The sequence below is a fragment of the Verrucosispora sp. WMMD1129 genome, from assembly GCF_029581255.1.
Classification (GTDB): Bacteria; Actinomycetota; Actinomycetes; order Mycobacteriales; family Micromonosporaceae; genus Micromonospora; species Micromonospora sediminimaris.
Genome location: NZ_CP120741.1, coordinates 4,808,830 through 4,833,576 on the forward strand (window position 1 = coordinate 4,808,830; position 24,747 = coordinate 4,833,576).

Here is a 24,747-nt window from a genome sequence, read left to right on the forward strand (position 1 = left end):
CGACTGTTGGAAACCCTCGCGAAATTTCGTCGCCCTAGCGTGGAGTGATGCTGATCCAGTCCCGCCCGCTGGCGGATCCGGAGGTCGCCGCCCTTGCCGCGGCCGAGCAGCGCGAGCTGCGTGAGTTCACGGGCGACGCCGCCGGGCGGGACATCGGCCCGCACCGTGACACCTGCTGGCTGACGGTCGTGCTCGCCGGCCGGGCGGTGGCGTACGGCGGGATCCGAGTCCGCGACGACGACACCGGCGAGTTGGAGCATCTGTACGTGCGCCCCGCCTACCGGCGTCGCGGTGTCGGCCGGCAACTGCTTGCCGCGTTGGAGGAGTTGGCGTACCAGCGGGGGCACTCGCTCGTCCGGGTGGAGACCGGGCCGTACCTGTCGGTGGCTGTGACGTTCTTCCGGGCCTGCGGGTACGAGCCGGTTCCCGGAGCCGGTGGGCCAGGTGGCGGGCTGTATCGGAGGTGCTTCGCCAAGCGGCTGCCGGTACCGGCCTGAGCCCGCTCAGGGGCGGTCGAACGGGCGGTCGAGGCGGCCGTCGCTGCCGCCGGCCCTCGCCGACAGCAGCAGCCCGAGCAAGAGCATCCCGAGGCCGAGTCCCAGGTGCAGCCAGTTGTCCGCGTCGTTGAGCGGGATGAAGTTCGCGCCGCTCTCCTCGCCGACGGCCAGCCCGTAGATCCACAATCCGAGGTAGAGCGCACCGCCTGCGATGAGATAAAGGCGGGCACCGGCCACCCTGCGGGCCAGCGCGAGCCCGGCCACGGCGAAGCCGAGATGCAACAGGTTGTGCAGGACCGAGACCTGGAAGAGACCGAGGAGCCGGGCACCGGAGTGGTGTCCGGCGAAGGTCATGTCGCCGTAGCCGGTGGTGATGCCGGGCACGAACCCGAGCACCCCGAGGAGCAGGAACACTCCCGCCACGACCAGGGCGGCGAGTTGGACCCGGGTGCGCGTGGCCCCGCCGCCCACTGCCCGACGCGCCATCGATGTCACCTCCGTGGATCCGCGAGACGGAACTCCTGACAGCTGGACGCCACGCTCCGTGAGGTCGCCCCGCCGATCCTTCATCCTGTCGCTCGTCCCGGCCGATCCGCAGGGAAATTCCCGATCGAGCACGGCTGGCCGATCGCAGGGTGGGCCGATCGGCGACAGCGGCGGGCCCGGCCGCCCGGTTCAGCCGACGCGCCGCACGGCGGTGACCACGAAGCCGCTGCCGGGCAGCGCCGGCATCCGGCTCAGGTCCACCGCGAGATCCTGCGGCGGTACGTCGTAGCGGATGACCTCGGTCAGCAGCGCCACCGCCCGCTTCATCAACTCGATGGTGATCCACTCTCCGGCGCAGCGATGTCCGGTGAGGTGGCCCCCGCCGCCCTGCGGTATCAGCGTGAACGGGTCGCCCGGCCAGCCGGCGAAGCGCTCCGGCCGGAACCGCTCCGGCTCCGGCCACACCTCGGGGTGATGATCGGTGCCGTAGAGATCCAACAGCACTCGGCGGCCCTGCGGAAAGTGGTAACCCTGCCAGTCGAAATCCCGCCTGACCCGAGCCGCGGTCACCGGGAAGAACGGGTAGTAGCGGCGCACCTCCTGCACGAACTGCCCGGCGGCCTCCTCGTCGTGGCGTACCCGTTGCCGCCAGGCGGGATGGTCGTGCAGGGCCAGCGCGGCGAAGACCACGAACCGGGCCACCGCGACGGTCGGGCGGAGCACGTTGAGCAGTTCCACCGCGGCGACGCGGCGGGGCAGCCGATGCCCCGCGCCGTCGCGGTGCTCGGCGATCACGCGCAGGGCGGTGCTGTCGGGCGGGGACAGGGCGCCGCCGCGTACCCGCTCGACGAGGCCGCCGGCCCAGTGCTCGCCCCGCAGCCGGCCCAGCCGGCCACGCCAGTGCCGGGGACCGAGCGCGGCGGCACTGTCGATCATGGCCCGTAGGTCGGCGGTACGCCGGTCCAGTTCGCCGTCGCCCAGTGGCACCCCAGCCCAGGCGCAGACCGCTCGGGTCAGCATCGATGCGACCTCGGTATGCAGGGTCACCGTCCCGGCCAGTTCCCAGACGGGCAGCCGGGCCTGCCACTCGTCGGCGAAGAGCTGGCCGAGCCGCCGCACCGCCGTCGGGGTCATGAACGACATGAACATGGCCTTGCGGTCGTGGTGGGCGTCGCCGTCGAGACCCTGTACGCCGCCCCGGCCGGTAAGCGTCCGTTGACCGCGAGCCGGCATGGCACCTTCCCGCACGAACCGGTCGGTGTCGTAGAAGAGTTCGACGGCGGCCCGGCCACGCAGGCAGATCGTCGGTTCCAGCAGCAGGCGGGTCTGGAAGATGTCGGTGCCGTACCGATCGCACCGGTGACGGACGAACTGGTAGCCGGCTCGCAGGAAGGCCAGGGTGCTGTCCGGGCTGCGGTCCGTCGGGATGGTCGCCATCGGGTCCCCTGCTGCCGGGGCGCGGCCGTCGCCGACCGGCCACTCAATCGTCGCGGGTGGTATCTACCCAGGTCAGGGCGGCGCAACCGTGCCAAAGGGTGACAGTGCGGCCGAGCCGGTCAGGTAGGTGAGCTGCTGGCCCCTCCCAGGACGGGGGAAGCCTGGTTTGCTGAATTCGGCGGCGTCGTCGACCTGCCCGGCGGTGCACCGGCCGCCGGCCCGGTTGGGTGGGTACGTCGCCGGACAGGGGTTCGGCGTGCCACGGGGAGGACGGGTGTGGGACAACCGTGCGGCGTACTGGCGCTGGCGGAGGGCCGGGACGGCCGGCGAGGATCGGCTACCGCTGGTGGGGCGTCCGCGCCGGCCGTCCCGGCCTGACCGTCATTTCACCGCGCATCTCGGCTTCACCGCTGCCGACCTTGTCGCCGCCCGTGAGGTGGCCGTCGGGTACGCCGAGGCGTTGAGCGTGCTCCGGCCCGAGCTGGCGATCGGTGCCTCCGCCCTGTCGCCGGCCGACGCCTGGCACCGTGCGGAGCGGCTGTTCTGCGGTGCCCTCGGGCCGGACGCCGAATGTTGTGTCGATGTCGCCGGCCACGCCGGTTTCCACCACGCGCCCGGCCCCGGTGGCCTCGGCTGGGGCGACGGTGACTAGGCGAGCGACACCGCGTCCCCGCTCAGTCCAGATCGAACTCGCCGTCCTGGGCGCCCGCGACGAAGGCGTCCCACTCGGCCTGGGTGAACACCAGCACCGGGCCGTCCGGCTCGGCGGAGTTGCGCATGCCGATGAGATCGTCGACGAAGGCGACCTCCACCGCGGCCTCCGAGGTGTCGCCCTCGGCCCGTTGCCAGACCGCCCGGGAGAGGTCGAAGTCTCCCTTGGGGTGCGCTGTCATGGTCCCGTCCTCCAGTACCAGGGGAAATGGGGAAGCCGGTTCGTTCCCTCATCGGGCAGGATAAGCGGATGCCGAGCCTGAGCCGTGCAGAGGCGACCGCGCGTGGCGCGTCGATCACCGTCGAGTCCTACCAGGTGGACCTCGACCTGACCGGGGGCGGTGAACGGTTCCGCTCCCACGTCACGATCCGGTTCCGGGCCACCGGCACCGAGACCTTCGCCGAGGTCAAGCCGGCGAAACTGCTGGCGGTACGCCTCAACGACACCGATCTCGATCCTGCGACGCTGGACGACAACCGGCTGCCGCTGACCGGCCTGGCGACGCAGAACACGCTGACCGTCGACGCTGAGATGGCATACACGAACACCGGCGAGGGGATGCACCGCTTCGTCGACCCCGCCGACGGTGAGACCTACCTGTACGTCATGTCGTTCCTGGACGATGTGCAGCGGGTCTTCGCCGCCTTCGACCAACCGGATCTGAAGGCGCCGGTCACGCTGTCGGTGACCGCGCCGAAGCACTGGACGGTGGCGGCCAACGCGGAACTGGCGGCCAACCCGGCGCCGGGTCGCTGGGAGTTCGCTCCCACCCTGCCGATCGCGACGTACTTCTTCACCCTCATCGCCGGCCCCTGGCACGTACGCCGGGACACCCACGACGGGATTCCGCTGGGTGTGTACTGTCGGCGTTCGCTCGCCGAGCACCTCGACGCCGACGCTGCGGAGATCTTCACCGTCACGAAGCAGTGTCTCGACCGGTTCCATCAGCTGTTCGACGAGCGCTATCCGTTCGGCAAGTACGACCAGGCGTTCGTGCCCGAGTTCAACGCCGGCGCCATGGAGAATCCGGGCCTGGTCACCTTCCGCGACGACTACGTGTTCCGTTCGGCGGTCACCGACAGCCAGCGCGAGCTGCGTGCCACCACGATCGCCCACGAGATGGCGCACATGTGGTTCGGTGACCTGGTCACCATGCGTTGGTGGGACGATCTGTGGTTGAACGAGTCGTTCGCGGAATACCTGGGCACCCGGGTCACCGCCGAGGCGACCCGGTTCGACCGGGCGTGGACGACGTTCGCGTTGCGCCGCAAGGCGTGGGGATACGCCGCCGACCAGCGCCCCTCAACCCATCCGGTGGCGCCGGATCGGGTGGCCGACGCCGCCGAGGGGCTGCTCAACTTCGACGGCATCTCGTACGCCAAGGGGGCCAGCGTGCTGCGGCAGCTGGTGGCGTGGCTCGGTGACGAGGCGTTCCTGACCGGTCTCAACGACCATTTCGCCCGGCACCGCTTCGGCAACGCCACCCTCGCCGACCTGCTCCAGAGCCTGGCCGCCAGCAGTGGCCGGGAGCTGACCGACTGGGCGGAGTCCTGGCTGCGGACCGCGCAGGTCAACACGCTGCGGGCCGAGGTGACGGTGGACGCCGACGGCCGGTACGACGAGGTCGTGATCGCTCAGACCGCGCCGCCGACGCACCCGGTGCTGCGCCCGCACCGCATCGGCGTCGGCCGGTACGCCGTGGACGGCACCGCCGAGCGGTTCGAGGTCGATCTCGATCCCAAGACCGACGACGGCCGTACCCGGCTCGTCGGGTTGGCCGGGGAGCCGGCGGCTGCGGTGCTGCTGCCCAACGACGGCGACCTCACCTTCGCCAAGATCCGCCTCGACGCCGCGTCGGCCGATGCGGTGCCGCTGCTGCTGCCCCGCCTGACCGACCCGCTGGCCCGCGCCCTGCTCTGGGGCGAGGCGCTGGACGCGGCGACTGACGGAGAACGGCCGGTCACCGGTCTGGTCGACCTCATCGTCGCGGCACTGCCCGTCGAGACGGAAGTGATCATTGTCGAGGACGTCCTGTCGATGAGTCGCGCGCTTGTCGACCGCTATCTCGACCCGCTGGCCCGACGGTCCGCCCTGGCCCGGGTCGCCGAGTCCTGCCGGCGACTGCTCGACGGCGCCGCGCCGGGGGAGTCGTTGCAACTGGCCGCCGCCCGGGGGCTGATCGCTGCGAGCACCGACGCCGAGTTGCTCACCGGGTGGCTGGCCGGCCGGGCCGTACCCACCGGGTTGGCCGTGGACACCGAACTACGGTGGGCGCTGCTCGGCCGGTTGGTGGTTCTCGGTGCCGCCGGTGTGGCCGAGATCGAGGCCGAGACGGCAGCCGACCCGAGCGCCACAGGTGCCGAGCGGGCCGCCCGGTGCCGGGCAGCCCTGCCCGATGCCGCTGCCAAGCAGGCCGCGTGGGAGATCATCGTGTCGAACACGGAGCTGTCGAATCGGCTGGTCGAGGCGACCGCGGAGGGCTTCTGGCAGCCCGAGCAGGCCGACCTGACCAGCGCCTACGTGGCCAGCTACTTCGCGGACATGCCGGCCGCCGCGCGGCTGCGTACGCCCTGGGTGGCCGATGAGGTGGCGAAGCTGGCCTTTCCCCGGCACGCGGTGTCCCAGCCCACCCGGGAGGCGGCCGCGGCGTTGCTGGCCCGTGACGACCTGACACCGGGGCTGCGTCGGGTGGTCACCGACGCCGACGACGACCTTCGTCGGGCCCTGGTGGCGCGCACGGCGGTGGCCGCTACGAGCGCGTGACGACCGCGGCCGGGCCGGGCCGGAAGGGTGACGGCCCGGCCCGCCCCCGGTCTTGCACGCCCTAGGATCATGGGGTGGAGGAAGACATCCGGCGGATCGGCATCATGGGTGGAACGTTCGACCCGATCCATCACGGTCACCTCGTGGCCGCGAGCGAGGTGGCGGACCGGTTTGGCCTCGACGAAGTGATCTTCGTGCCGACCGGGCAGCCGTGGCAGAAGGCCGACGTCCCGGTCAGCTCGGCGGAGGATCGTTACCTGATGACCGTGATCGCCACCGCCTCCAACCCCCGTTTCCAGGTCAGCCGCGTCGACATCGACCGGGGTGGCCCCACCTACACCGTCGACACGCTGCGCGACCTGCGTGCCCAGTACGGTGCGAAGGCGCAGCTGTTCTTCATCACCGGCGCGGACGCCCTGGAGAAGATCCTGAGCTGGAAGGACCTCGATGAGATCTTCGAGCTGGCTCACTTCATCGGGGTCACCCGGCCGGGTTTCGCGCTGACCGCCGCGCACCTGCCCGCCGACACGGTCAGCCTGGTGCAGGTGCCGGCCATGGCGATCTCTTCCACCGACTGCCGGGCGCGGGTCGCCCGGGGCGAGCCGGTCTGGTATCTGGTGCCGGACGGTGTGGTGCAGTACATCGCGAAACGGTGCCTGTATCGGGAGTGATTCGGCCGTTTCATGCCGTTTTCCGGCTGAAACTGGCGAGTCGAGAATCCGGGCCGTGTGAGAGGCTGGAAACCTCGCACGGTTGATCGAAGGAGAACGGTGACAGTTTCCGAACGCGCTCACGAGCTGGCGATCGTCGCCGCCCAGGCGGCGGCCGACAAGAAGGCTCAGGACATCGTCATCATCGACGTGGGCGACCAACTCGCCATCACCGACGCGTTCCTGCTCGCCGCGGCCCCGAACGAGCGCCAGGTGCTGGCTATCGTCGACGCCATCGAGGAGGCCCTGCTGGACCTGCCGGAGAAGGCGAAGCCGGTGCGTCGGGAGGGCGAACGCGGCGGCCGTTGGGTGCTGCTCGACTACGTCGACGTCGTAGTGCACGTGCAGCACACCGAGGAACGCGAGTTCTACGCCCTTGACCGGCTCTGGAAGGACTGCCCGACCATTCCGTTCGTCGACCGGGACCTCGCCAGCGCAGAGGCCGCCGCCGGATCGGGCGAGTGACCAGGCTGATCATCTGGCGGCACGGCAACACCGACTGGAACGCCGCCAGCAGGGTGCAGGGACAGACCGACGTACCGCTGAACGACCTCGGCCGGGAACAGGCGCGCAGCGCAGCGCCGCTGCTGGCCGCGCTGCGCCCGGACGCCCTGGTCGCCAGCGACCTGAGCCGCGCCGCGGACACCGCCGCCGCGCTCTCCGCGCTTACCGGTCTGCCGGTACGCTCCGACGCCCGCCTGCGGGAGCGGCACTTCGGCAGCTGGCAGGGGCTGCTGTTGACCGAGGTTGCGGAGCGGTTCCCCGGGGAGTACGCCCGCTGGCGGGCCGGGGATCCCGACCCGGGAGCGGACATCGAACCGCTGGACGAGTTGGGTAAGCGCATCGGCACCGCGTTGCAGGAGGCCGCCGACCAACTGTCCGGGGGCACCGTGGTGGTGGCCACTCACGGCGGTGCCGCCCGGCAGGGCTGCGGACACCTGCTCGGCTGGGAGCACGCCGTGCTGCGTGCCGTCGGCTCGCTGCGCAACTGTCACTGGACGGAACTGCGCCACGATGTCGAGCGCGGGTGGCACCTGCGCGCCCACAACGTCGGTCCGATGGAGGCCGGCATCGCCTCGACCGGCACTGCCGCGACCGGAATTCCGGTCTCCGCCGAGCCGGTCTGAGCGGACGCGTCCAGGCAGCCGCCCAGCTTGATCCGCTACGGTGCCCGCATGCCAGTCGCGGTCGTCACCGACTCCACCGCCTACCTTCCACCCGAGCTGCTGCGGGAGCACGCGCTGACCGTGGTGCCGCTGACCGTCGTGCTGGCCGGCGTCGAAGGGCTGGAGGGCGTCGAGACCTTCCCGGCGGACGCGACCCGGGCGCTGCGCGCGCGGCGGGTGTCGGTGAGCACCTCCCGCCCGTCGCCCGAGCAGTTCGGCCGGACCTACCGGGAGCTACTGGAGGCGGGGGCGGAGGGTGTCGTCTCGGTGCACCTGTCGGCCGGACTCTCCGGCACGGTCGAGGCCGCCGAACTGGCCGCCGCCGAACTGGGCGACCGGGTCAGCGTGGTCGACAGCCGTTCCTGCGGCATGGGTCTCGGTTTCCCGGCGATCGCGGCGGCCCGGGCCGCCGCGCGGGGCGCCGACCTGGCCGGCGTACGGGCTGCGGCAGAAGCCGCCGTCGGTCGTACCAGCATCCACTTCTACGTGGACACGCTGGAGTTCCTTCGTCGCGGCGGGCGGATCAACGCGGCGGAGGCGTTGCTCGGCACCGCGCTGTCGGTCAAACCCATCCTGCACATGCCCGAGGGACGCATAGTGCTGCGGGACAAGGTCCGCACCGCCAGTCGGGGCATGGCTCGGTTGGTGGATCTCGCCGTCGAGGCGGCCGGCGACGGGCAGGTGGACCTGGCCGTACACCATCTCGACGCACCGCAGCGGGCCGAGGAACTTCTCGACACCCTGACCGTTCGGCTCGGCGACCGGTTGCGTGCGGCGTACGTCTCCGAGGCCGGTGCCGCCGTCGCGGTGCACGTCGGGCCCGGCCTCGCCTGCGTGGTGATCCACCGTAGGCCGGACAACGCCAGCTGACCAGTCGAGCCGTCAGCGCACGTCCGCGCCGTCGCGCGCGAGCCGTTGCCGGTGCCGTCGACCCGCTGACCTGTTCGCCGTTGGTGGCGTGGGTGGGCGAGGATTGGTCGCGTGGCCGGGCCTGGGGAGGTGGGGCGGATGTCCTGTGTGGTGACCGGTGGGGGACGCGGGGTCGGGCGCGGCATCGTGGAGAGGTTGCTCGCCGACGGCCGGACGGTCGTGGTGGTCGAGCGCGATCCGGGTGCGCTGTCCTGGGTGGAGGACCACGCCCGAGCCGACCGGCTCGCGGCGGTGGTCGGTGACGCCGGTGACGAGGGCGTCGCCGGGCGGGCCGCCGACCTGGCGGAGCGCTTCGGCCCGTTGACCGGATGGGTGAACAACGCCGCCGTGTTCCGCGACGCCTCGGTGCACGACGCGCCGGTCGGCGAGGTCGTCGACCTGATCACCCGTAACCTGCGCCCCGCCGTGGTCGGCGCCGCGACCGCGGTACGCCGCTACCTCGCCGCCGGCACCGCTGGCGTCGTGGTCAACGTCTCGTCCCACCAGGCGAGCCGGCCGGTGCCGGGCTGCCTGCCGTACGCCACGGCCAAGGCGGCCGTGGAGGGGCTGACCCGGGCGCTGGCCGTCGAGTACGGCCGGCACGGCATCCGTGCCAACGCGATAGCCCTCGGCTCGGTGGCCACCGAACGACACGAGGCGTTCCTCGCCGAGACCGAGCCGGACCAGGCGCAGCGGATCGAGGCGGAGCTTGCCCGGCTGCACCCGGTGGGCCGGATCGGGCAGCCGCAGGACGTGGCGGAGGCGGTGGCGTACCTGCTCTCGCCGGCGGCCGCCTTCGTCAACGGGGTGACCCTGCCGCTCGACGGCGGACGCGCCGTCCTCGGTCTGGACCCGCAGGCGCGCACCGACTGAACCGACGGATCGGCGACCTGCGTCGCACGTGTCGGGCTCGTGCGACGGTCTCGGTCACGACAGGCGGCGGCCCGGCAACGCGCGGAGGCCATAGCAGATCGGGTGCATGATCGGGCTGCTGTCCACAGAGCCTCGCGCTGTCCACAGGCGGACCGGCGCGGCGCGCTCGACCGGGCCCCACCGCCCTAACCTCGCGCCGTGTCGAAGGACGAGGACGAGGAGATGGTGGTCCGGCGGCGTCTGTGGCAACTGATGCCCAACGCGCTGGACCTGCCGGCGGGCGCTGCCGAACCACCGATGTCGGGCGGCGACCGGACGGCCCTCGCCGGGTGGCCACCGTTCGCCGAGCGGCCTCCGCCCGTCGACGTGCCCCCGCTCGCCGAGCGGCCCCCGTCCGTCGGCCTGTCCCCGCTCGCCGGGGCGTCCGGCGGGGCGCCGACGCCGGTCACGGAATGGCCGACCGTGCTGCTGCCGCTCCAAGCTGCCGGCCGGGTCGATGACTCCGGTCCCGGTCGCGCCGACGGACCGATCCGGGCCGGTGGCCCGGCCAGCAGCGGCGGCCCGGCCCGGCCCGGTGGTCCGCTTCGGGTCAGCGACGAAGGACCGGTCCACGACGAGCGAGGGCGGACGGTCGACGAGGAGTCGCCGAAGCCCCTTGCGGGGCCGAGTGCTTTCGATCCGGGGCGGCGGGGAGTGCGAGCGCTCGCCGCCGTCGCCGTCCTCGTGGTGTTGGTTGCGGCCATCTGGGCCTGGCAGTCCCGTCCTGAGGTGGAGCCGGTCGTGGCGGAGACCGGCACCGTCGTGACACCTGACCCGTCCGTCGAGACCGGCGACGAGCCGGCGAAGCCCCAGACGGAGTCGACCGGTGAGCTGGTGGTCGCCGTCGCCGGCAAGGTCCGACGGCCCGGACTGGTGCGGCTGGCGGCCGGCGCGCGGGTGGCCGACGCCCTGCACGCCGCCGGAGGGGCGTTGCCAGGGGTGGACGTGGCGATGCTCAATCCGGCCCGCCGGATCAGCGACGGCGAGTTGATCCTGGTCGGCGTACCGGCACCTCCGGGCGCTGCGGCGGGCCCCGGGTCTGGAGCCGGCCCGGTGCCGGGCGGCGGACCGGGCGCGGGCGGGCGGGTCAACCTGAACACCGCGACGTCGGCACAGCTCGAAACCCTGCCCGGGGTGGGGCCGGTGCTCGCCCAGCGGATCATCGAGTATCGCGATCAGCACGGCGGCTTCCGGTCCATCGGCGACCTGCGTCAGGTGACCGGAATCGGCGACGCACGGTACGAGCAGCTCAAGGACCTGGTGACGGTGTGAGGGCGTCGGCAGCCCCGGTCGCACCGTCGGCCGGAACACCCGGTGTCGCGACCGGCGGGCCCGCACCGGACCTCCGCCTGGCGGGGCTGGCGGTCGCGGCCTGGCTCACCGCGTTGGCGGGATTGCATCTCGATGCCCGGCGGACGCTGCTGCTGGCCGCTGTCGCGGCCGGTCTCGCCGGGGTGGCGGCGCTGCACCTGTTCGGCTTCGTCGGGCGACCCGGCCCGACCGTGCGCCGCCACGGCTGGGTCGCGGTGGCGATCCTGATCGGCGTGGTCTGTGGCGGGGCGGCCACCTCGGCGCGGCTGACCGTACGGGACGCGGGCCCACTGCGCGTCCTGGTGGACGAACGGGCCCGGGTCACCGCCGAACTTGTCGTCCGGGACGATCCCAGGCCGGTACGCGGCGGCATCGTGGGCCGTCCACCGACCCTGCTGGTGCCGGCGAGGCTGGTGACGCTGACCGGGCCGCAGGGCCAACGGATCAGCCTTCCGGCGCGGGTGCTGGTGCTCGCCGACGACCCGGCGTGGCGGGGGCTGCTGCCCGGGCAACGGCTCACTGCGGACGGGCGCCTGGCCGAGTCACGCGGCGGCGACCTCACCGGGGCGGTCCTGATGGCCGTCGGTGCACCCATTCGACTTGGTTCTCCCTCGGCGTTGCAGCGCGCGGCCGGTCGGCTGCGCGCCGGCCTCCAGCAGGCGTGCGCACCTTTGCCGGACGATCCCGGTGGCCTGCTGCCCGGCCTGGTCGTCGGGGACACCAGCCGGCTGCCTGACCCGGTGGAGGAGGATTTCCAGGCCACCGGAATGACTCACCTGAATGCTGTTTCTGGGTCGAATGTGGCAATTGTGGTGGGTGCGGTGCTGTTGCTGGCCCGCTGGGCCCGTGCCGGTCCCGCGCTGGCGGTGTGCTTCTGCGGCCTGGCCCTGGTGGGCTTCGTCATCCTGGTCCGACCGTCCCCGAGCGTGGTACGCGCGGCCACCATGGGCGCGATCGGGCTCGCCGCGTTGGCCGCCGGCCGGCCCCGGGCGGCAGTGCCCGCGCTCGCCGCCGCCGTGGCGGCGCTGGTGCTTGTCGATCCGGGCCTGGCCGGCGACCCCGGCTTCGCGCTGTCCGTGCTGGCCACCGGCGGGTTGCTGCTGCTCGCACCGAGTTGGCGGGACGGCCTGCGTCGGCGGGGCGTCCCGCCGGGGGCGGCCGAGGCGCTGGCGGTGCCGGCCGCCGCACAACTCGCCTGTTCGCCGGTGATCGCCGGACTGACGGGCACGGTCAGCCTGGTCGCGGTGCCGGCGAACCTGCTCGCGGTGCCGGCGATAGCTCCGGCGACGGTGCTCGGCGTGGCGGCCGCGGTCGTCTCGCCGATCTGGCCGGCCGGTGCCGAGGCCGTTGCCTGGCTGGCGCACTGGCCGGCGTGGTGGCTGGTGCTGGTGGCCCGGTACGGTGCCCGGCTGCCGGCGGGCAACCTGCCCTGGCCCGGCGGGATCTCCGGAGCGCTGCTGCTGACGGCGCTGACGGTGGCCTTGCTGGTGGCCGCCCGCCACCCGCTGGTACGTCGACTGGTGGCGGTCTGCGCCGTCGCGGTCGTGCTGGGTGCCCTGCCGGTGCGGGTGATCGCGCCGGGATGGCCGCCGGACGGTTGGGTCGTCACCGCCTGTGCGGTAGGTCAGGGCGACACGATGCTGCTGCCGGTGCGGGCGGGCCGGGCGGTGGTGGTGGACGCCGGTCCGGATCCGGCGGCGGCGGACGCCTGCCTGCGCCGGCTCGGCGTACGTCGGGTGTCGCTGCTGGTGGTCAGCCACTTCCACGTGGACCACACCGGCGGGGTGGCCGGAATCTTCCGGGGAAGACCTGTGGACACGGTGTTGGTTCCGCAGTGGCCGGAACCAGTGGCCGGCCGGGATCTGGTGCGCGGCACCGCCGCGGCGTACGGCACGCCGGTGGTCGCCGCAGCGGCGGGTTGGCGCTATCGGGCCGGCGCGGTCGACCTGACCGTGCTCGGCCCGCCGTACCCGATGCGCGGCACCCGCTCGGATCCGAACAACAACTCGCTGGTGCTGCTCGCCATGGTCGACCGGGTGCGGATTCTGTTGACCGGCGACGCCGAGGTGGAGGAGCAGCGGGCGCTGCGGGAGCGGCTGCCACCGGACGGGCTGCGGGCGGACGTGCTGAAGGTCGCCCACCACGGCAGCGCGTACCAGGATCCGGCCTTTCTGGACGCGGTGCGGCCGGCGGTGGCGCTGGTGCCGGTCGGAGCGGAGAACAGCTACGGCCATCCCAACGAGGCGGTGCTGGCCCGGCTGGCCCGGGGTGGCGCGCGGGTGCTGCGTACCGACGTCGGGGGTGACCTGGCGGTGGTGCGGTCGCCCCGAGGGCTGGCGGTGGTGAGCGCTGGCGTCGACCGGGTCCGTCCATAGTGATGAATCGACGGCGATTTACTGCGAAAAGCGGAAGATAAGTCTTATGTCTGGATTTGCGTTGAGTGCGGGGTCTGCCGGCAGAGTAATGACGAGCAGGCTGGACCGACCGGCCGCGCGTGCGAATATGGGCGGCGTGACCGCCGCCAGTGCCGCTCCTATTGTGCTCGTCCTCGGCGACGAGGAGCTGCTCGCCACGCGCGCGGTGTCCGAAACCGTTGCCGCCGCCCGCGCCGCTGACCCCGCCGTTGACGTGCGCGAATACCAGGCCAGCCAGCTCGCCGTCGGCGAGATCGACGAGATGCTCAGCCCGTCGCTGTTCGGCGGACGTCGCGTGCTGGTGCTCCGGTCCGGTCAGGACGCCCGCAAAGATCTGGTCGCCGCCCTGTTGGCGTACGCGAAGAACCCCGACCCCGAGGTGCAGCTCGTGGTGGCACACCTCGGGGGCGCCAAGGGCAAGGCGTTCGCCGACGGTCTGAAGTCGGCCGGTGCCCGGGTCGTGCCCGCCGCGAAGCTCAAGGGGCACCGCGACCGGGTGGCCTTCGTCCGCGACGAGATCCGCCGGGCCGGCGGACGGTGCACGGACGACGCCGCCGAGGCGCTGCTCGCCGCGGTCGGCAACGACCTACGCGAACTCGCGGCAGCCTGCTCCCAACTGATCGCCGACACCGACGGCCGGATCGACGCCGACACGGTGGCGCGCTACTACCGGGGCCGGGTGGAGGTCAGCGGGTTCACGGTGGCTGACGCCACGATGGTCGGTGACCTCCCGGGCGCCTTGGAGGCGTTGCGCTGGGCCTTGCACGTGGGGGTGGATCCGGTGCCGATCGCCGACGCCCTCGCCGACGGCATCCGTACGGTCGCCCGGGTCGCCTCGGCCGGCCGGGGCAGCCCGTACCAACTCGCCAGCAGCCTCGGCATGCCGCCGTGGAAGGTCGAACGGGCCCAACGGCAGGCCCGGGGCTGGACCCCCGACGGGCTGGTCCTGGCGATGCGGGCGGCGGCCGAGTGCAACGCGGCGGTCAAGGGCGGCTCCGACGACCGGGCGTACGCGCTGGAGAAGGCGGTCTTCTCGGTGGCGGCCGCCCGGCAGGGCGGCACCAGGTGAGCGGAGCCCTCCGTGGCTCGTGGGCCACGATCCCGGCCGACGAGGAGCGGTACCGGCCGTTCTACGCGCGGGTGCTCGGCCTGCGGTTCGTCAATCCGGGTGGGGTGCTTTGCTTCATCTTCTTCGAGGGGGCGATCGCGCTGGCGGCGCTGCTCGCGCTCGCCGAGCTGGTGACCTGGTGGGCGGTGCTCGTGCTGCCCGCCACGGTGGCCGTGATGGTCAAGCTCAACGATCTGGTGGCCGCCACGGTGGTGCGCTCCGCCGCGGCCGTACCCGAGCAGGAACGTGACCGGTTCCGTCAGCAGATGGAGCCGGTGGTCGGGCGGGCCCGGGTCGACTGGCTGCGGCACAGCGTGCCCGGGGTCGTGGTGCGATCCGAACCGGTGGAGATGGAGCGTCCCGGCGTGGTGCGGTCCGAGCCGGCGGAGGAGCGCCCTGGCGCGACGCGGCCGGCACCGCCTGCCGCCGGTGCCGGACCCGACCGGTTCCCGGGCGGCGCGGCCCGGGGGACAGCGGCGGCGGGGCGCGGCGGGGCGGCCGCGGAGCGGAGTGATGTCGGGTCTCGGCCGGAAACCACCGAACCCGGGTCCTGATCAGGGCGCGCGGCCGGACCGGAAGCGGACCGATGCCGGGCGGATGGACGTGCGGAAGCCCCGAGGCACCGCCTCGGGGCTTCCGTCAGGTCTGGGCGCTGGCTCAGGAGGCGAGCGACGCGACGCGCTTGGCGATCGCGGACTTGCGGTTCGCGGCCTGGTTGCCGTGGATGACGCCCTTGCTGACCGCCTTGTCCAGCTTGCGCGAGGCATCCTGCATGAGGGCGGCGGCCTTCTCGACGTCACCGGCCTCAGCGGCCTCGTGGAACTTGCGGATGGCGGTCTTCAGCGACGACTTGACCGACTTGTTACGCAGCCGGCGCTTCTCGTTCTGCCGGTTGCGCTTGATCTGGGACTTGATGTTCGCCACGCGACAGCCTCGTCTTGATAGCTCGGGTTGGTCAGCTTGTGCGCGCGACGAGCATGCGTCATCGCTGCGCGAAGAGCCAGGTTACCAGGTCCGGTTCGGGCGGGCCAAAACGGCACCCGCACAGGTCGCCGCACCACCCGCACCCAGGCCGGTTGCCGCCGGGACACCCGCACCCAGGCCGGTTGCCGCCGGGACACCCGCACCCAGGCCGGTCGCCGGGACACCAGCGTGTCGTCAACCGGTGGGGGCGGTGCCTCAGGCCCAGGCGCGGCGGTGCGAGAGCCAGGCGAGAGCCTGCTCGCCGGTCCACCGTTGGTGCGCCGGCAGGTGGGTCGACGCGGTCGGTGGCGCCGACGTCGAGGCGGTGAGGTGGTAGCCGGCCAGGGCGGCCAGCGTGACGTCCAGCGCGTCGTCGGGCGCGCCGGCCGCGGCCGGGTGGGCGGCGAAGCGGGAATCGACGTCCAGCCCGCCGGCGTACCCGGTGATCAGCAGGGTGACCAGGTCGAACCAGGCCGGCCCCTGGCACAGCCACGACCAGTCGCAGAACCAGGCCGCGCCGGCGGTGTCGATCAGCACGTTGTCGACCCGCAGGTCGCCGTGGGTCAGCCCGGTCGAAGCGGCGGCGTACCCGGGCAGGCGCGACTCCAGCGTGACCAGTTCGGCCAGCCGTCCCCGCGCCGGGGCGGGCAACGGCGGCACCGGTTCCCGGCCGGCGGCGACCTCGCCCCACCAGAGGATGTCGTCGCGGGCCAGGTCGCTGAGATGGGGCAGGCCGAGGGCGGTCAACTCGGCCGGTGGATCGGCGAGCGCCTCGGCGACGTCGGCGAAGGCGGTGAGGGTGGTGCTGAGTTCGACCTGCGTCCAGGGCAGCCGGGGGGTGTGACCGTCGATGGCGTCGAGGCACAGCACGTACCAGCCCGCCTCCCACAGCGACCAGTGCGGGCGGGGCACCGGCAACCCGGCCGGCAGCCGGTTGAGGATCGCGGCCTCCCGGGCGTACCAGTCGACCAGGTGTGGCTGCTCGGCGTGGGGCGCGGCCTTGACGAACGCGCGGTGCCCGTCGGCGGTGTGCAGCAGCGCGGCGAATCCCCGGGTGAAGCCGGCGCTGGCGGTCGTGGCCTGGACCACCGGGGCGCCCAGCCGGGCGGCCACTGCGGTCCGCAGTCGCGCTGGCAGGACCGACCACTCGGGCCGCTGCGCGGTCGCGTGGTACTCGGGCGGAGAGGCGGAACTCACCCGACCATGCTGCCCGGTGGCCGGTCGGGCGGCGACCTCCGGCGCGGATCCGGGCACCCGGGGTGGCGTCTGCCAGACTGCCGGACCATGAGGACCGACGACTTCTGGCAGTTGATCGACCGTGCCCGCACCGGCGGGGGAGAGCCGGACGCCATCGCCGCCCGAGCCGTCGCGCTGCTCGCCGCCCGCGACCCCGAGGAGATCGTCGGGTACGCCCACCACCAGCAACGGGTCCTCGGCGCGTCCTACCGGGTCGACCTGTGGGGTGCCGCGTACCTGATCAACGGTGGCGCCTCGGACGACGGGTTCGAGTACTTCCGGGGTTGGCTGATGACCCAGGGACGGGAGGTCTTCGCCCGGGCGGTCGCTGATCCGGACTCGCTGGCCGAGCTGCCGCAGATCCGGTCCGCCTCGCTGAGCGGTGAGGAGTTCGAGTGCGCGGACATGCTCGCGGTGCCGTGGGACGCGTACCGCAGGGCCACCGCGACCGACCTGCCGGGGGAGCGCGCGGCGGCGCCGCAGCCCGACCTGAACGACTTCTGGGACTTCGACGACGAGGAGGAGGCCCGCCGTCGACTGCCCCGGCTCGCCGCCCTCTTCGTCGAGCCGCCGCAGGAGTGACGGACGCCCGGCCGATGCCCGCCGGGGACATGGGAGCATAGAGGGGGCCGGCGCGTGCCGGCCCGCTCACGTCAGCCGACCAGAACGGACCGCTGTGCCACCGACGCTCGATCCCGGCGCGAACGCTCCTGGTGCCACCGACCCGGGGCGGATCAGGAACTTCTGCATCATCGCCCACATCGACCACGGAAAGTCGACCCTGGCCGACCGGATGTTGCAGCTCACCGGCGTGGTCGACCCGCGGCAGATGCGCGCGCAGTACCTCGACCGGATGGACATCGAGCGCGAGCGTGGCATCACCATCAAGAGCCAGGCGGTCCGGATGCCGTGGACCATCGCCGAGGGCGAGCGGGCCGGCGAGCAGGCCGTGCTCAACATGATCGACACGCCTGGCCACGTCGACTTCACCTACGAGGTGTCCCGGTCGCTGGCCGCCTGCGAGGGCGCGATCCTGCTGGTCGACGCGGCCCAGGGCATCGAGGCGCAGACGCTGGCCAACCTCTACCTCGCGCTCGAGAACGACCTGCACATCATCCCGGTGCTCAACAAGATCGACCTACCGGCGGCCCAGCCGGAGAAGTACGCCGAGGAACTGGCCCACCTGATCGGGGGCGACCCGGCGGACTGCATCAGGGTCTCCGGCAAGACCGGTGAGGGTGTCCCGTACCTGCTCGATGAGATCGTCCGGCAGTTCACCCCGCCGGTCGGCGACGCCGATGCCCCGGCCCGCGCCATGATCTTCGACTCGGTGTACGACGTCTACCGGGGCGTGGTCACCTACGTGCGGGTGGTCGACGGGCGGATCAGCGCCCGGGACCGGATCAAGATGATGTCCACCGGCGCCACCCACGAGCTGCTGGAGATCGGGGTCATCTCGCCGGAGATGGTCAAGGCCGACGCGCTCGGCGTCGGTGAGGTCGGCTATCTGATCACCGGTGTGAAGGACGTCCGGCAGTCCCGGGTCGGTGACACGGTCACCATCAACGGGCGGCCGGCGGCCGAGGCGCTCGGCGGTTACAAGGACCCGAAGCCGATGGTCTACTCCGGCCTGTATCCGATCGACGGGTCGGACTACCCCGCGTTGCGGGACGCGCTGGACAAGCTCAAGCTCAACGACGCCGCGTTGACCTACGAGCCGGAGACCTCCGGTGCGCTCGGCTTCGGGTTCCGCTGTGGGTTCCTCGGCCTGCTGCACCTGGAGATCATCCGGGAGCGACTGGAGCGGGAGTTCAACCTCGACCTCATCTCGACCGCGCCGAACGTGGTCTACCGGGCCATCCAGGAGGATGGCGAGGAGGTCGTGGTCACCAACCCCAGCGAGTACCCGACCGGCAAGATCGCCGAGGTGTACGAGCCGACGGTGCGGGCCACGGTGCTCACCCCCAACGACTACGTCGGTGCGGTGATGGAGCTGTGTCAGGGCCGGCGCGGCAGCCTGCTGGGCATGGACTACCTCTCCGCCGACCGGGTGGAACTGCGCTACACGCTGCCCCTCGCTGAGATCATCTTCGACTTCTTCGATCAATTGAAGAGCCGTACGAAGGGCTACGCGTCGTTGGACTACGAGCCCTCCGGCGAGCAGGCGTCCGACCTGGTCAAGGTCGACATCCTGCTGCACGGCGAGCCGGTGGACGCGTTCAGTGCGATCGTGCACAAGGAAAAGGCGTACGCCTACGGCACCACCATCGCGGCGAAGCTGCGCAACCTCATCCCGCGTCAGCAGTTCGAGGTGCCGATCCAGGCAGCCATCGGCAGCCGGGTGATCGCCCGGGAGACGATCCGCGCCATCCGTAAGGACGTGCTCGCCAAGTGCTACGGCGGTGACATCAGCCGTAAGCGCAAGCTGCTGGAGAAGCAGAAGGAGGGCAAGAAGCGGATGAAGATGGTGGGCCGGGTGGAGGTCCCGCAGGAGGCGTTCATCGCCGCGCTCTCCTCCGACTCCGACGGCAAGGCGAGCGGAAAGAAGTAAGCGCATCCGTCCCGACGGGCGCTCGGCCACCCGGCCGGGCGCCCGTCTGCGTGGCGCGGTCTTTCGGGGTGGTCGCGACCTCTCGGCCAGAAAAGCCGGTTTGGGATCTTCGCTCGTCGGGCATTAGGCGGTCACGACAGGAACACCACAAACGTTGAACGTCTTTCGTGAAGGAGAGCGACCATGGAGCTCACCGTCTGGGGCATCATCACCGCCCTGATCGTTGGTCTGATCGTCGGTGCGCTTGGCCGACTGGTGGTGCCGGGCCGTCAGAACATGCCGATCTGGCTGCACATGCTCATCGGTGTCGGTGCCGCGCTGCTCGGCACCGTGATCGCCCGTGCGTCCGGCTTCGCCGAGACCGCCGGTATCGACTGGCGGGAGCTGATGCTCCAGGTGCTGCTGGCCGCCGTCGCGGTGGCGCTGGTCGCCGGTGTGGGCCGCAACCGCCGGGGTGTCACCCACCGGTAACAGCTGAACCGTCGAAAGGCGCCCGACCGTCGAGGTCGGGCGCCTTTCGCATGCGTACGACAAACGTGGTGCGCGACCGACCTGACCAGCGGGCGGTGGCGCGCCGAAGCCGCTCCCCTAGGATGTGATCATGACGGGCAGGGTGGCATCGGTGAACGTCGGCATCGTGACCGAGGCGGCGTGGGCCGGTGACGCGAGCGGGCGCAGCGGCATCGACAAGCGGCCGGTCGAGGCTCCGGTGTTCTTCCGCACCGACGGGTTGGTCGGCGACTTCATCGGCGAACGGTCCCACCACGGTGGTCCGGACCAGGCCGTCTACGCGTACGCGGTGGAGGACGCGGCCTGGTGGGAGGCGGACCTCGGGCGCGCCATCCGTCCGGGGGGCTTCGGCGAGAACCTCACCACGCACGCGGTCGACGTCACCGGCGCCGTGATCGGCGAGCAGTGGGCCGTCGGCGAGGTGTTGCTCCAGGTGACCAAGCCGCGTACGCCGTGCACCACCTTTGCCGGCTTCTGGGGGGTACCGGATCTGATCAAGCGGTTCACCGCCCGTGCGACGCCCGGCGCCTACCTGCGGGTGGTGCGGGAGGGCGCGGTGGGCGTCGGCGACCCGATCGAGATCGTGCACCGGCCGGCCCACGGGGTGACCCTCGGCGAGGTGTTCCGGGCGCTCACCCTGGAGCCGGCGCTGCTGCCCCGGTTGCTGGCGGCCGACGACCTGCCCGAGCCGGTTCGCGAGAAGGCGCGTCGCCGGCTGGGCGAGTCGGCCGGCTGACGGACCGGCACGTCCCCGAGCAGACGCGAACAGGCCCCGTGGGCCACGTCCAGGCGTGGCCACGGGGCCTGTCGTCACGGTCCGGTCAGCGGAGCCAGGGGATGCTGCGGTTCAGCAGACCGCGCTGCTTGAGCTCCTTGCGCAGCGGGATCTCGTCGTCGATGTAGCCGTCCCAGTTGATGCCCCAGTAGTTCGCCGTGTGGGTGCCCTCCCCGAGCAGCTGGCGCTGCACCGGCGTGCGGTTGCGGTACCACTCGCCGTCCTTGTCGGGGTGCAGCTCGTCGAGCGGGCGGATCCACCGGTAGGTGTAACCGACGAACAGCATCTTGCGGGTGATGTTCGACAGGTTCGTCGACCGGGAGTGCCACTGGCGGCGGTCGAAGATGAAGGCGTCACCCGGGTCGGCGGTGATCTCGACGGTGCCCTCGGGGTCCGGGTTGTGCACGCTCAGATCCGACGGGCGCGGCAGCGAGTTCCACAGGTGGCTGCCAGGGATCACCTTCGTCGCGCCGCGCCCCTTCTCCGACAGGTCGGAGAGCACGTAGGCGACCTTCAGCGAGAACATCGGCCGGGGCAGATTCGGGTCCATCGTCTCCGGGTCGGAGTTCTGCCGGTACCCGTCCTGGTGCCAACCCCAGTACGGCTTCTCGGGCTCCAACGCCGGCGGCGTGACGTCGAGGTGGTTGTGGTGGGTGTAGATGTTCCAGCCCGCCAGGCCCCACATGTAGGGGAACGCGATCGGGTGGGTGAGCAGCTCGCCGAAGAGCTCGTCACGCTCAAGGAAGCCCAGCAGGTGCAGGGTGCCGTCCTTGGTGGTGTTGCCCTTGGCCTTCTCCTCCTCGTACACCCGGTCGACCGCGGCCTCGAGAGCGGCCCGGTGATCCTCGGTCAGGACGTTGCGCAGCAGGAGAAAGCCCTGCTCGTGGAACTCCTTGCGGTCGACGTCACTGATCGGTTCGTAGCCGGTCCGGTCGCCGTAGTCGAACGCCACGTAGTACCCCTCCCCAAGAGGTGAAACCATTTCTGGCACAGGCCGCCGATCGTAACGCGCGTCCAGGCGGCTCGGGGGGCACCCCGCGACCTTTCCACAGGTACGGCGACTGAAGGCGGTTGGACGACTACCGCACGTCACTCAACGTGGCGAGACGTGGCATTACGTACCAAAATGCCGAATTTTGCGGTGACTGCGGGTAAGGGCGGTCGCTCCAAGGAGATCGAGGTCGGTCAGACGTCGGCGTGGACCTCGGCGAGGACCTCCGTGTCACCCCGGTCGCTGTCCGGCAGGCGCTTCCAGTCGCCGCGCTTGGCGGTCCACTCCCGGCCGTCGTAGGTCACCCGCTTCACCCCGTGCTCCTTCGCGTGGGAGACCAGCCAGTGCGTGTACCGCCAGCCGGCCCGCACACCCTCGGCGGAGGGCGATTCGTTGATCCCCACCTTCAGCAGGGTCGGGTTGCCGGAACTGTCGACGGCAGAGGTGAAGTAACTCCTGCCCACCTGCCGGTCGTCGTCGGTGAAGGCCACCAGGCCCCAGTCGAGCGCCAGCCCCTCGGTCAGCGCGGCGATGGCGGCGGCGCCGCGCATCACCGGATCGCCGCCCACCGCGCAGGTGACCGCCGTGCTGGCGTGACCGAGCAGCGCCCGGGTGAGCACCTGCGACTCGTCGGCCCACTTCTCGTACGCCTCGGGGAAGGCCGAGCGCTGCACCTTCTGCGCGGCGTCGGTGACCCGCATGTCCTCCCAGCCGCGCACCTTCTTCAACGCCGCGTAGAACTTCCCCGCCGCGTACCGGGGGTCGCGGATCTGCTTCGGTGTGCCCCAACCCTGGCTCGGTCGCTGCTGGAACAGCCCCACGGAGTCGCGGTCACCACCGGTCAGGTTGCGCAACCCGGACTCCTGGTACGCGGTGGCCAGCGCCACCACCACCGCCCGCTCCGGCATCTCGCGTTGCACGCCGATCGCCGCGATGGTCGCCGCGTTCGCCATCTGCTGCGAGTCGAGCGTCACCTCGCCGTCGGCCTGGACCGTGCAGGCCCGGCCGGCCAGCGGCAGCCGTAGCCCCTCACCGGCCTGCCTCAACGCCACGATCGTCCCGATCGCGACGATCAGGACGAGGACCACGAAGCCCGTCGCGACAGCCCGAGTTCGCACCCGCACCTCCTGTGTCAAGGTCCGCCAAGCGTACGTCCCTCATCGACATGTTCGGGTCGTCCGACCGGTTCCCACCTCCCGCGGCACCTACGCGCAACGCGAGGTTCCCCGTCCCGGCCGTACCTCACCCACCGAGTTCCGCCACCCAGCGCGGCGGCCGCTTCTCCCGGAACGCGGTGACCCCCTCGACGCCGTCCGCCGACAGGAAGTACCCGGTGGACACCTCGGCCAGCTCGGTCAGGTCGGCGCGCAGGTCGACGGCGGCCGGTCGGCGCAGCAGTCGCTTCGCGCCGGCCAACGCCGACGGGGCCCCGCGTACCAGCGAGTCGCAGTACCGCCGCACCGCGGCATCCAGCTCCGCGGCCGGCACCGCGGCGGTGACCAGGCCGATCTCGGCGGCCCGCCGGCCGTCGAAGGTGTCGCCGGTCAGGTACAGCTCGGCTGCCGCCCGGGTGGTCAGGCGGGGCAGCACCGTCGCGGAGATCACCGCGGGGATCACCCCGATCCGCACCTCGGTGAAGGCGAACGTGGCCTCGGCCGCGCAGACCGCCAGGTCGGCTGCCGCGATCAGGCCCAGTCCGCCGGCCCGGGCCGGGCCGGCGACTCTCGCCAGCACCGGCTTCGGGCACTCCCAGACCGCCGCGAGCACGTCACCCAGCATCCCGGCGGGCACCGTGCCGCTGGCGTACGCCGCCGCGGTCTCCTTCAGGTCGGCGCCGGAGCAGAAGACCGGCCCGGTGTGGTCGAGCACGATCACCCGGACCGCGTCGTCGGCGACCGCGGCGGCCAGCCCGGCCAGCAGTTCGGTCATCAGCGGCGTGGAGAGCGCGTTGCGGTTGTGCGGACTGTCCAGGGTGAGCGTGGTCACCCCGTGGGCCGTGGCGACCCGCACGAACACGTCGGGAGAGGTCATGCCAGGGCACACTAGTGGCCATGCCCGGCGTCCTTCCAGCAGGCGAGCCCGTCCCCGCCGACGGGTCGCTGCCCGCGTCCGCCCGTGCGTCCGTAGCCGTCCGGGGTTTCGGGGTCTACGTGCATGTGCCCTTCTGCGCGAGCCGCTGCGGCTACTGCGACTTCAACACGTACACCGCCGACGAGTTGGGCGGCGGCGCGCGCCGGGAGGGCTACGCCGACGCAGTGCTGGCGGAACTGGCGCTCGCCGCCCGGGTGCTGGACGACACCCCACCGGCCCGGGTGGAGACGGTCTTCGTCGGTGGCGGCACCCCCACCCTGCTGCCCGCCGACGACCTGGCCCGCATCCTCGACGCGATCGACCGGACCTGGGGGCTGGCCACCGACGCGGAGGTGACCACCGAGGCCAACCCCGAGTCGGTGACGCCCGCCTCGCTGAAGGAGTTGCGCGCGGCCGGGTACACCCGGATCTCGCTGGGCATGCAGTCGGCCGCGCCCGGGGTGCTCGCCGTGCTCGACCGCCGGCACCACGCCGGCCGGGCCACCGCCGCCGCGCTGGAGGCCCGTGACGCCGGCTTCGACCACGTCAATCTCGACCTGATCTACGGAACGCCGGGGGAGCGGGCCGAGGACTTCGCCGCCTCGCTGGACCAGGTGGTCGCCGCAGGCGTGGACCATGTCAGCGCGTACGCCCTGATCGTCGAGGACGGCACCCGGCTGGCCGCCCGGATGCGCCGTGGCGAGCTGCCGTACCCGGACGAGGACGTCGCCGCGGACCGCTACCTGGCCGCCGAGTCCACCCTCGGCGCGGCCGGTTTCTCCTGGTACGAGGTCTCCAACTGGGCCCGTACGCCAGCCGCGCGCTGCCGGCACAACCTGCTCTACTGGACCGGCGGGAACTGGTGGGGCCTCGGGCCGGGGGCGCACAGCCACGTCGGCGGGGTGCGCTGGTGGAACGTCAAGCATCCCGCCGCGTACGCGCAACGCCTCGCCGCCGGGGCGTCACCCGGGCAGGCCCGGGAGGTGCTCACCGGCGACGAGGCGCACATGGAAGACGTCATGCTCCGGTTGCGGCTGGCCTCCGGCCTGCCGCTGGACGTGCTGACCGACGCCGGGCGGGCGGGTGCGGCGCGGGCGTTGGCCGAGGGCCTGCTCGCCGAGCCCGCCCACGCCGCCGGCCGCGCCGTGCTCACCCTGCGCGGCCGGTTGCTCGCCGACGCCGTGGTCCGCGACCTGCTGCCCTGACCCCCGTCATCCGGCCGGCCC

25 protein-coding genes are annotated in these 24,747 nt (G+C 72.1%); 17 read left to right on the forward strand and 8 right to left on the reverse strand.

Annotated features, from left to right (window positions below):
* The first annotated feature begins 47 nt into the window (after positions 1 to 47).
* Positions 48 to 497 carry a GNAT family N-acetyltransferase gene (locus O7624_RS22400; RefSeq protein ID WP_282237140.1) on the forward strand — a complete coding sequence of 150 codons (450 nt, stop codon included), beginning with the start codon at positions 48 to 50 and terminating at the stop codon, positions 495 to 497.
* Between the two features lie 6 nt (positions 498 to 503).
* On the opposite strand, the gene O7624_RS22405 is transcribed toward O7624_RS22400, so the two are convergent.
* Both O7624_RS22405 and O7624_RS22410 read right to left on the reverse strand, forming a co-directional pair.
* On the reverse strand, positions 504 to 983 hold the full coding sequence (locus O7624_RS22405) for a DUF4383 domain-containing protein (RefSeq protein ID WP_282237141.1): 480 nt from the start codon (positions 981 to 983) through the stop codon (positions 504 to 506).
* A gap of 189 nt (positions 984 to 1,172) precedes the next feature.
* Positions 1,173 to 2,420 carry a cytochrome P450 gene (locus O7624_RS22410; protein WP_282237142.1) on the reverse strand — a complete coding sequence of 416 codons (1,248 nt, stop codon included), beginning with the start codon at positions 2,418 to 2,420 and terminating at the stop codon, positions 1,173 to 1,175.
* Positions 2,421 to 2,694: 274 nt separating this feature from the next.
* Between O7624_RS22410 and O7624_RS22415 the strand changes: the two genes are divergently transcribed.
* Positions 2,695 to 3,072 carry a hypothetical protein gene (locus O7624_RS22415; RefSeq protein WP_282237143.1) on the forward strand — a complete coding sequence of 126 codons (378 nt, stop codon included), beginning with the start codon at positions 2,695 to 2,697 and terminating at the stop codon, positions 3,070 to 3,072.
* Between the two features lie 22 nt (positions 3,073 to 3,094).
* Here the strand turns inward: O7624_RS22415 and O7624_RS22420 are convergent, their stop codons facing one another.
* Positions 3,095 to 3,313: a DUF397 domain-containing protein gene (locus O7624_RS22420; RefSeq protein WP_093407559.1), complete on the reverse strand. Its 219-nt coding sequence runs from the start codon at positions 3,311 to 3,313 to the stop codon at positions 3,095 to 3,097.
* Positions 3,314 to 3,381: 68 nt separating this feature from the next.
* Here O7624_RS22420 and pepN point away from each other — a divergent pair, with 68 nt between their 5' ends.
* The 10 genes from pepN (at position 3,382) to O7624_RS22470 (ending at position 14,979) form a co-directional block, all read left to right on the forward strand.
* Positions 3,382 to 5,895, forward strand: a complete 2,514-nt coding sequence (pepN, locus tag O7624_RS22425; protein ID WP_282237144.1) for an aminopeptidase N — start codon at positions 3,382 to 3,384, stop codon at positions 5,893 to 5,895.
* Positions 5,896 to 5,969: 74 nt separating this feature from the next.
* Positions 5,970 to 6,566, forward strand: coding sequence for a nicotinate-nucleotide adenylyltransferase (gene nadD, locus O7624_RS22430; RefSeq protein WP_093407555.1), 597 nt, complete (start codon positions 5,970 to 5,972; stop codon positions 6,564 to 6,566).
* A 99-nt stretch (positions 6,567 to 6,665) separates the two neighbouring features.
* Complete coding sequence (gene rsfS, locus O7624_RS22435; protein WP_093407553.1) at positions 6,666 to 7,070, forward strand: ribosome silencing factor; 405 nt, start codon at positions 6,666 to 6,668, stop codon at positions 7,068 to 7,070.
* Positions 7,067 to 7,732 (forward strand): histidine phosphatase family protein, encoded by a 666-nt coding sequence (locus O7624_RS22440; RefSeq protein ID WP_282237145.1) that lies wholly within the window; start codon positions 7,067 to 7,069, stop codon positions 7,730 to 7,732. Before rsfS ends, O7624_RS22440 begins: the two co-directional genes overlap by 4 nt.
* Before the next feature lie 48 nt (positions 7,733 to 7,780).
* Entirely contained in the window at positions 7,781 to 8,641 is an 861-nt protein-coding gene (locus O7624_RS22445) for a DegV family protein (RefSeq protein WP_282237146.1), read from the forward strand.
* 138 nt (positions 8,642 to 8,779) lie between these two features.
* Positions 8,780 to 9,553 carry an SDR family oxidoreductase gene (locus O7624_RS22450; protein WP_282237147.1) on the forward strand — a complete coding sequence of 258 codons (774 nt, stop codon included), beginning with the start codon at positions 8,780 to 8,782 and terminating at the stop codon, positions 9,551 to 9,553.
* A 465-nt stretch (positions 9,554 to 10,018) separates the two neighbouring features.
* Complete coding sequence (locus tag O7624_RS22455; RefSeq protein WP_282240718.1) at positions 10,019 to 10,864, forward strand: ComEA family DNA-binding protein; 846 nt, start codon at positions 10,019 to 10,021, stop codon at positions 10,862 to 10,864.
* Complete coding sequence (locus O7624_RS22460) at positions 10,861 to 13,278, forward strand: ComEC/Rec2 family competence protein (protein WP_282237148.1); 2,418 nt, start codon at positions 10,861 to 10,863, stop codon at positions 13,276 to 13,278. The genes O7624_RS22455 and O7624_RS22460 overlap by 4 nt, the downstream gene beginning before the upstream one ends.
* A 127-nt stretch (positions 13,279 to 13,405) precedes the next feature.
* Complete coding sequence (gene holA, locus O7624_RS22465) at positions 13,406 to 14,386, forward strand: DNA polymerase III subunit delta (protein ID WP_282237149.1); 981 nt, start codon at positions 13,406 to 13,408, stop codon at positions 14,384 to 14,386.
* The gene (locus tag O7624_RS22470) at positions 14,383 to 14,979 is read left to right on the forward strand and encodes a hypothetical protein (RefSeq protein ID WP_282237150.1); all 597 of its coding nucleotides are present in this window, start codon (positions 14,383 to 14,385) and stop codon (positions 14,977 to 14,979) included. Before holA ends, O7624_RS22470 begins: the two co-directional genes overlap by 4 nt.
* Positions 14,980 to 15,082: 103 nt before the next feature.
* Here the strand turns inward: O7624_RS22470 and rpsT are convergent, their stop codons facing one another.
* Entirely contained in the window at positions 15,083 to 15,349 is a 267-nt protein-coding gene (gene rpsT / locus O7624_RS22475; protein WP_093407538.1) for a 30S ribosomal protein S20, read from the reverse strand.
* A 255-nt stretch (positions 15,350 to 15,604) separates the two neighbouring features.
* On the reverse strand, positions 15,605 to 16,585 hold the full coding sequence (locus tag O7624_RS22480) for an aminoglycoside phosphotransferase family protein (RefSeq protein WP_282237151.1): 981 nt from the start codon (positions 16,583 to 16,585) through the stop codon (positions 15,605 to 15,607).
* A gap of 87 nt (positions 16,586 to 16,672) precedes the next feature.
* On the opposite strand from O7624_RS22480, the gene O7624_RS22485 reads away from it, so the two are divergent.
* The 4 genes from O7624_RS22485 to O7624_RS22500 all read left to right on the forward strand — a co-directional run bounded on the left by O7624_RS22485 (position 16,673) and on the right by O7624_RS22500 (position 20,421).
* Complete coding sequence (locus tag O7624_RS22485; RefSeq protein ID WP_093407536.1) at positions 16,673 to 17,206, forward strand: DUF4240 domain-containing protein; 534 nt, start codon at positions 16,673 to 16,675, stop codon at positions 17,204 to 17,206.
* A gap of 94 nt (positions 17,207 to 17,300) precedes the next feature.
* Entirely contained in the window at positions 17,301 to 19,175 is a 1,875-nt protein-coding gene (gene lepA / locus O7624_RS22490; RefSeq protein WP_093407534.1) for a translation elongation factor 4, read from the forward strand.
* A 183-nt stretch (positions 19,176 to 19,358) separates the two neighbouring features.
* The gene (locus tag O7624_RS22495) at positions 19,359 to 19,646 is read left to right on the forward strand and encodes a GlsB/YeaQ/YmgE family stress response membrane protein (RefSeq protein WP_093407532.1); all 288 of its coding nucleotides are present in this window, start codon (positions 19,359 to 19,361) and stop codon (positions 19,644 to 19,646) included.
* 130 nt (positions 19,647 to 19,776) lie between these two features.
* Entirely contained in the window at positions 19,777 to 20,421 is a 645-nt protein-coding gene (locus O7624_RS22500) for an MOSC domain-containing protein (protein WP_282237152.1), read from the forward strand.
* An 85-nt stretch (positions 20,422 to 20,506) separates the two neighbouring features.
* On the opposite strand, the gene O7624_RS22505 is transcribed toward O7624_RS22500, so the two are convergent.
* The 3 genes from O7624_RS22505 to O7624_RS22515 form a co-directional block, all read right to left on the reverse strand.
* A complete protein-coding gene (locus tag O7624_RS22505) occupies positions 20,507 to 21,412 on the reverse strand; it encodes a phytanoyl-CoA dioxygenase family protein (protein ID WP_282237153.1) in 906 nt (301 codons plus the stop codon).
* A gap of 233 nt (positions 21,413 to 21,645) precedes the next feature.
* Positions 21,646 to 22,575: a hypothetical protein gene (locus O7624_RS22510; protein ID WP_282240719.1), complete on the reverse strand. Its 930-nt coding sequence runs from the start codon at positions 22,573 to 22,575 to the stop codon at positions 21,646 to 21,648.
* 118 nt (positions 22,576 to 22,693) lie between these two features.
* Positions 22,694 to 23,482: an enoyl-CoA hydratase-related protein gene (locus O7624_RS22515; RefSeq protein WP_282237154.1), complete on the reverse strand. Its 789-nt coding sequence runs from the start codon at positions 23,480 to 23,482 to the stop codon at positions 22,694 to 22,696.
* A 20-nt stretch (positions 23,483 to 23,502) separates the two neighbouring features.
* Between O7624_RS22515 and hemW the strand changes: the two genes are divergently transcribed.
* A complete protein-coding gene (hemW, locus tag O7624_RS22520; protein ID WP_282237155.1) occupies positions 23,503 to 24,726 on the forward strand; it encodes a radical SAM family heme chaperone HemW in 1,224 nt (407 codons plus the stop codon).
* The last annotated feature ends 21 nt before the right edge of the window (positions 24,727 to 24,747 follow it).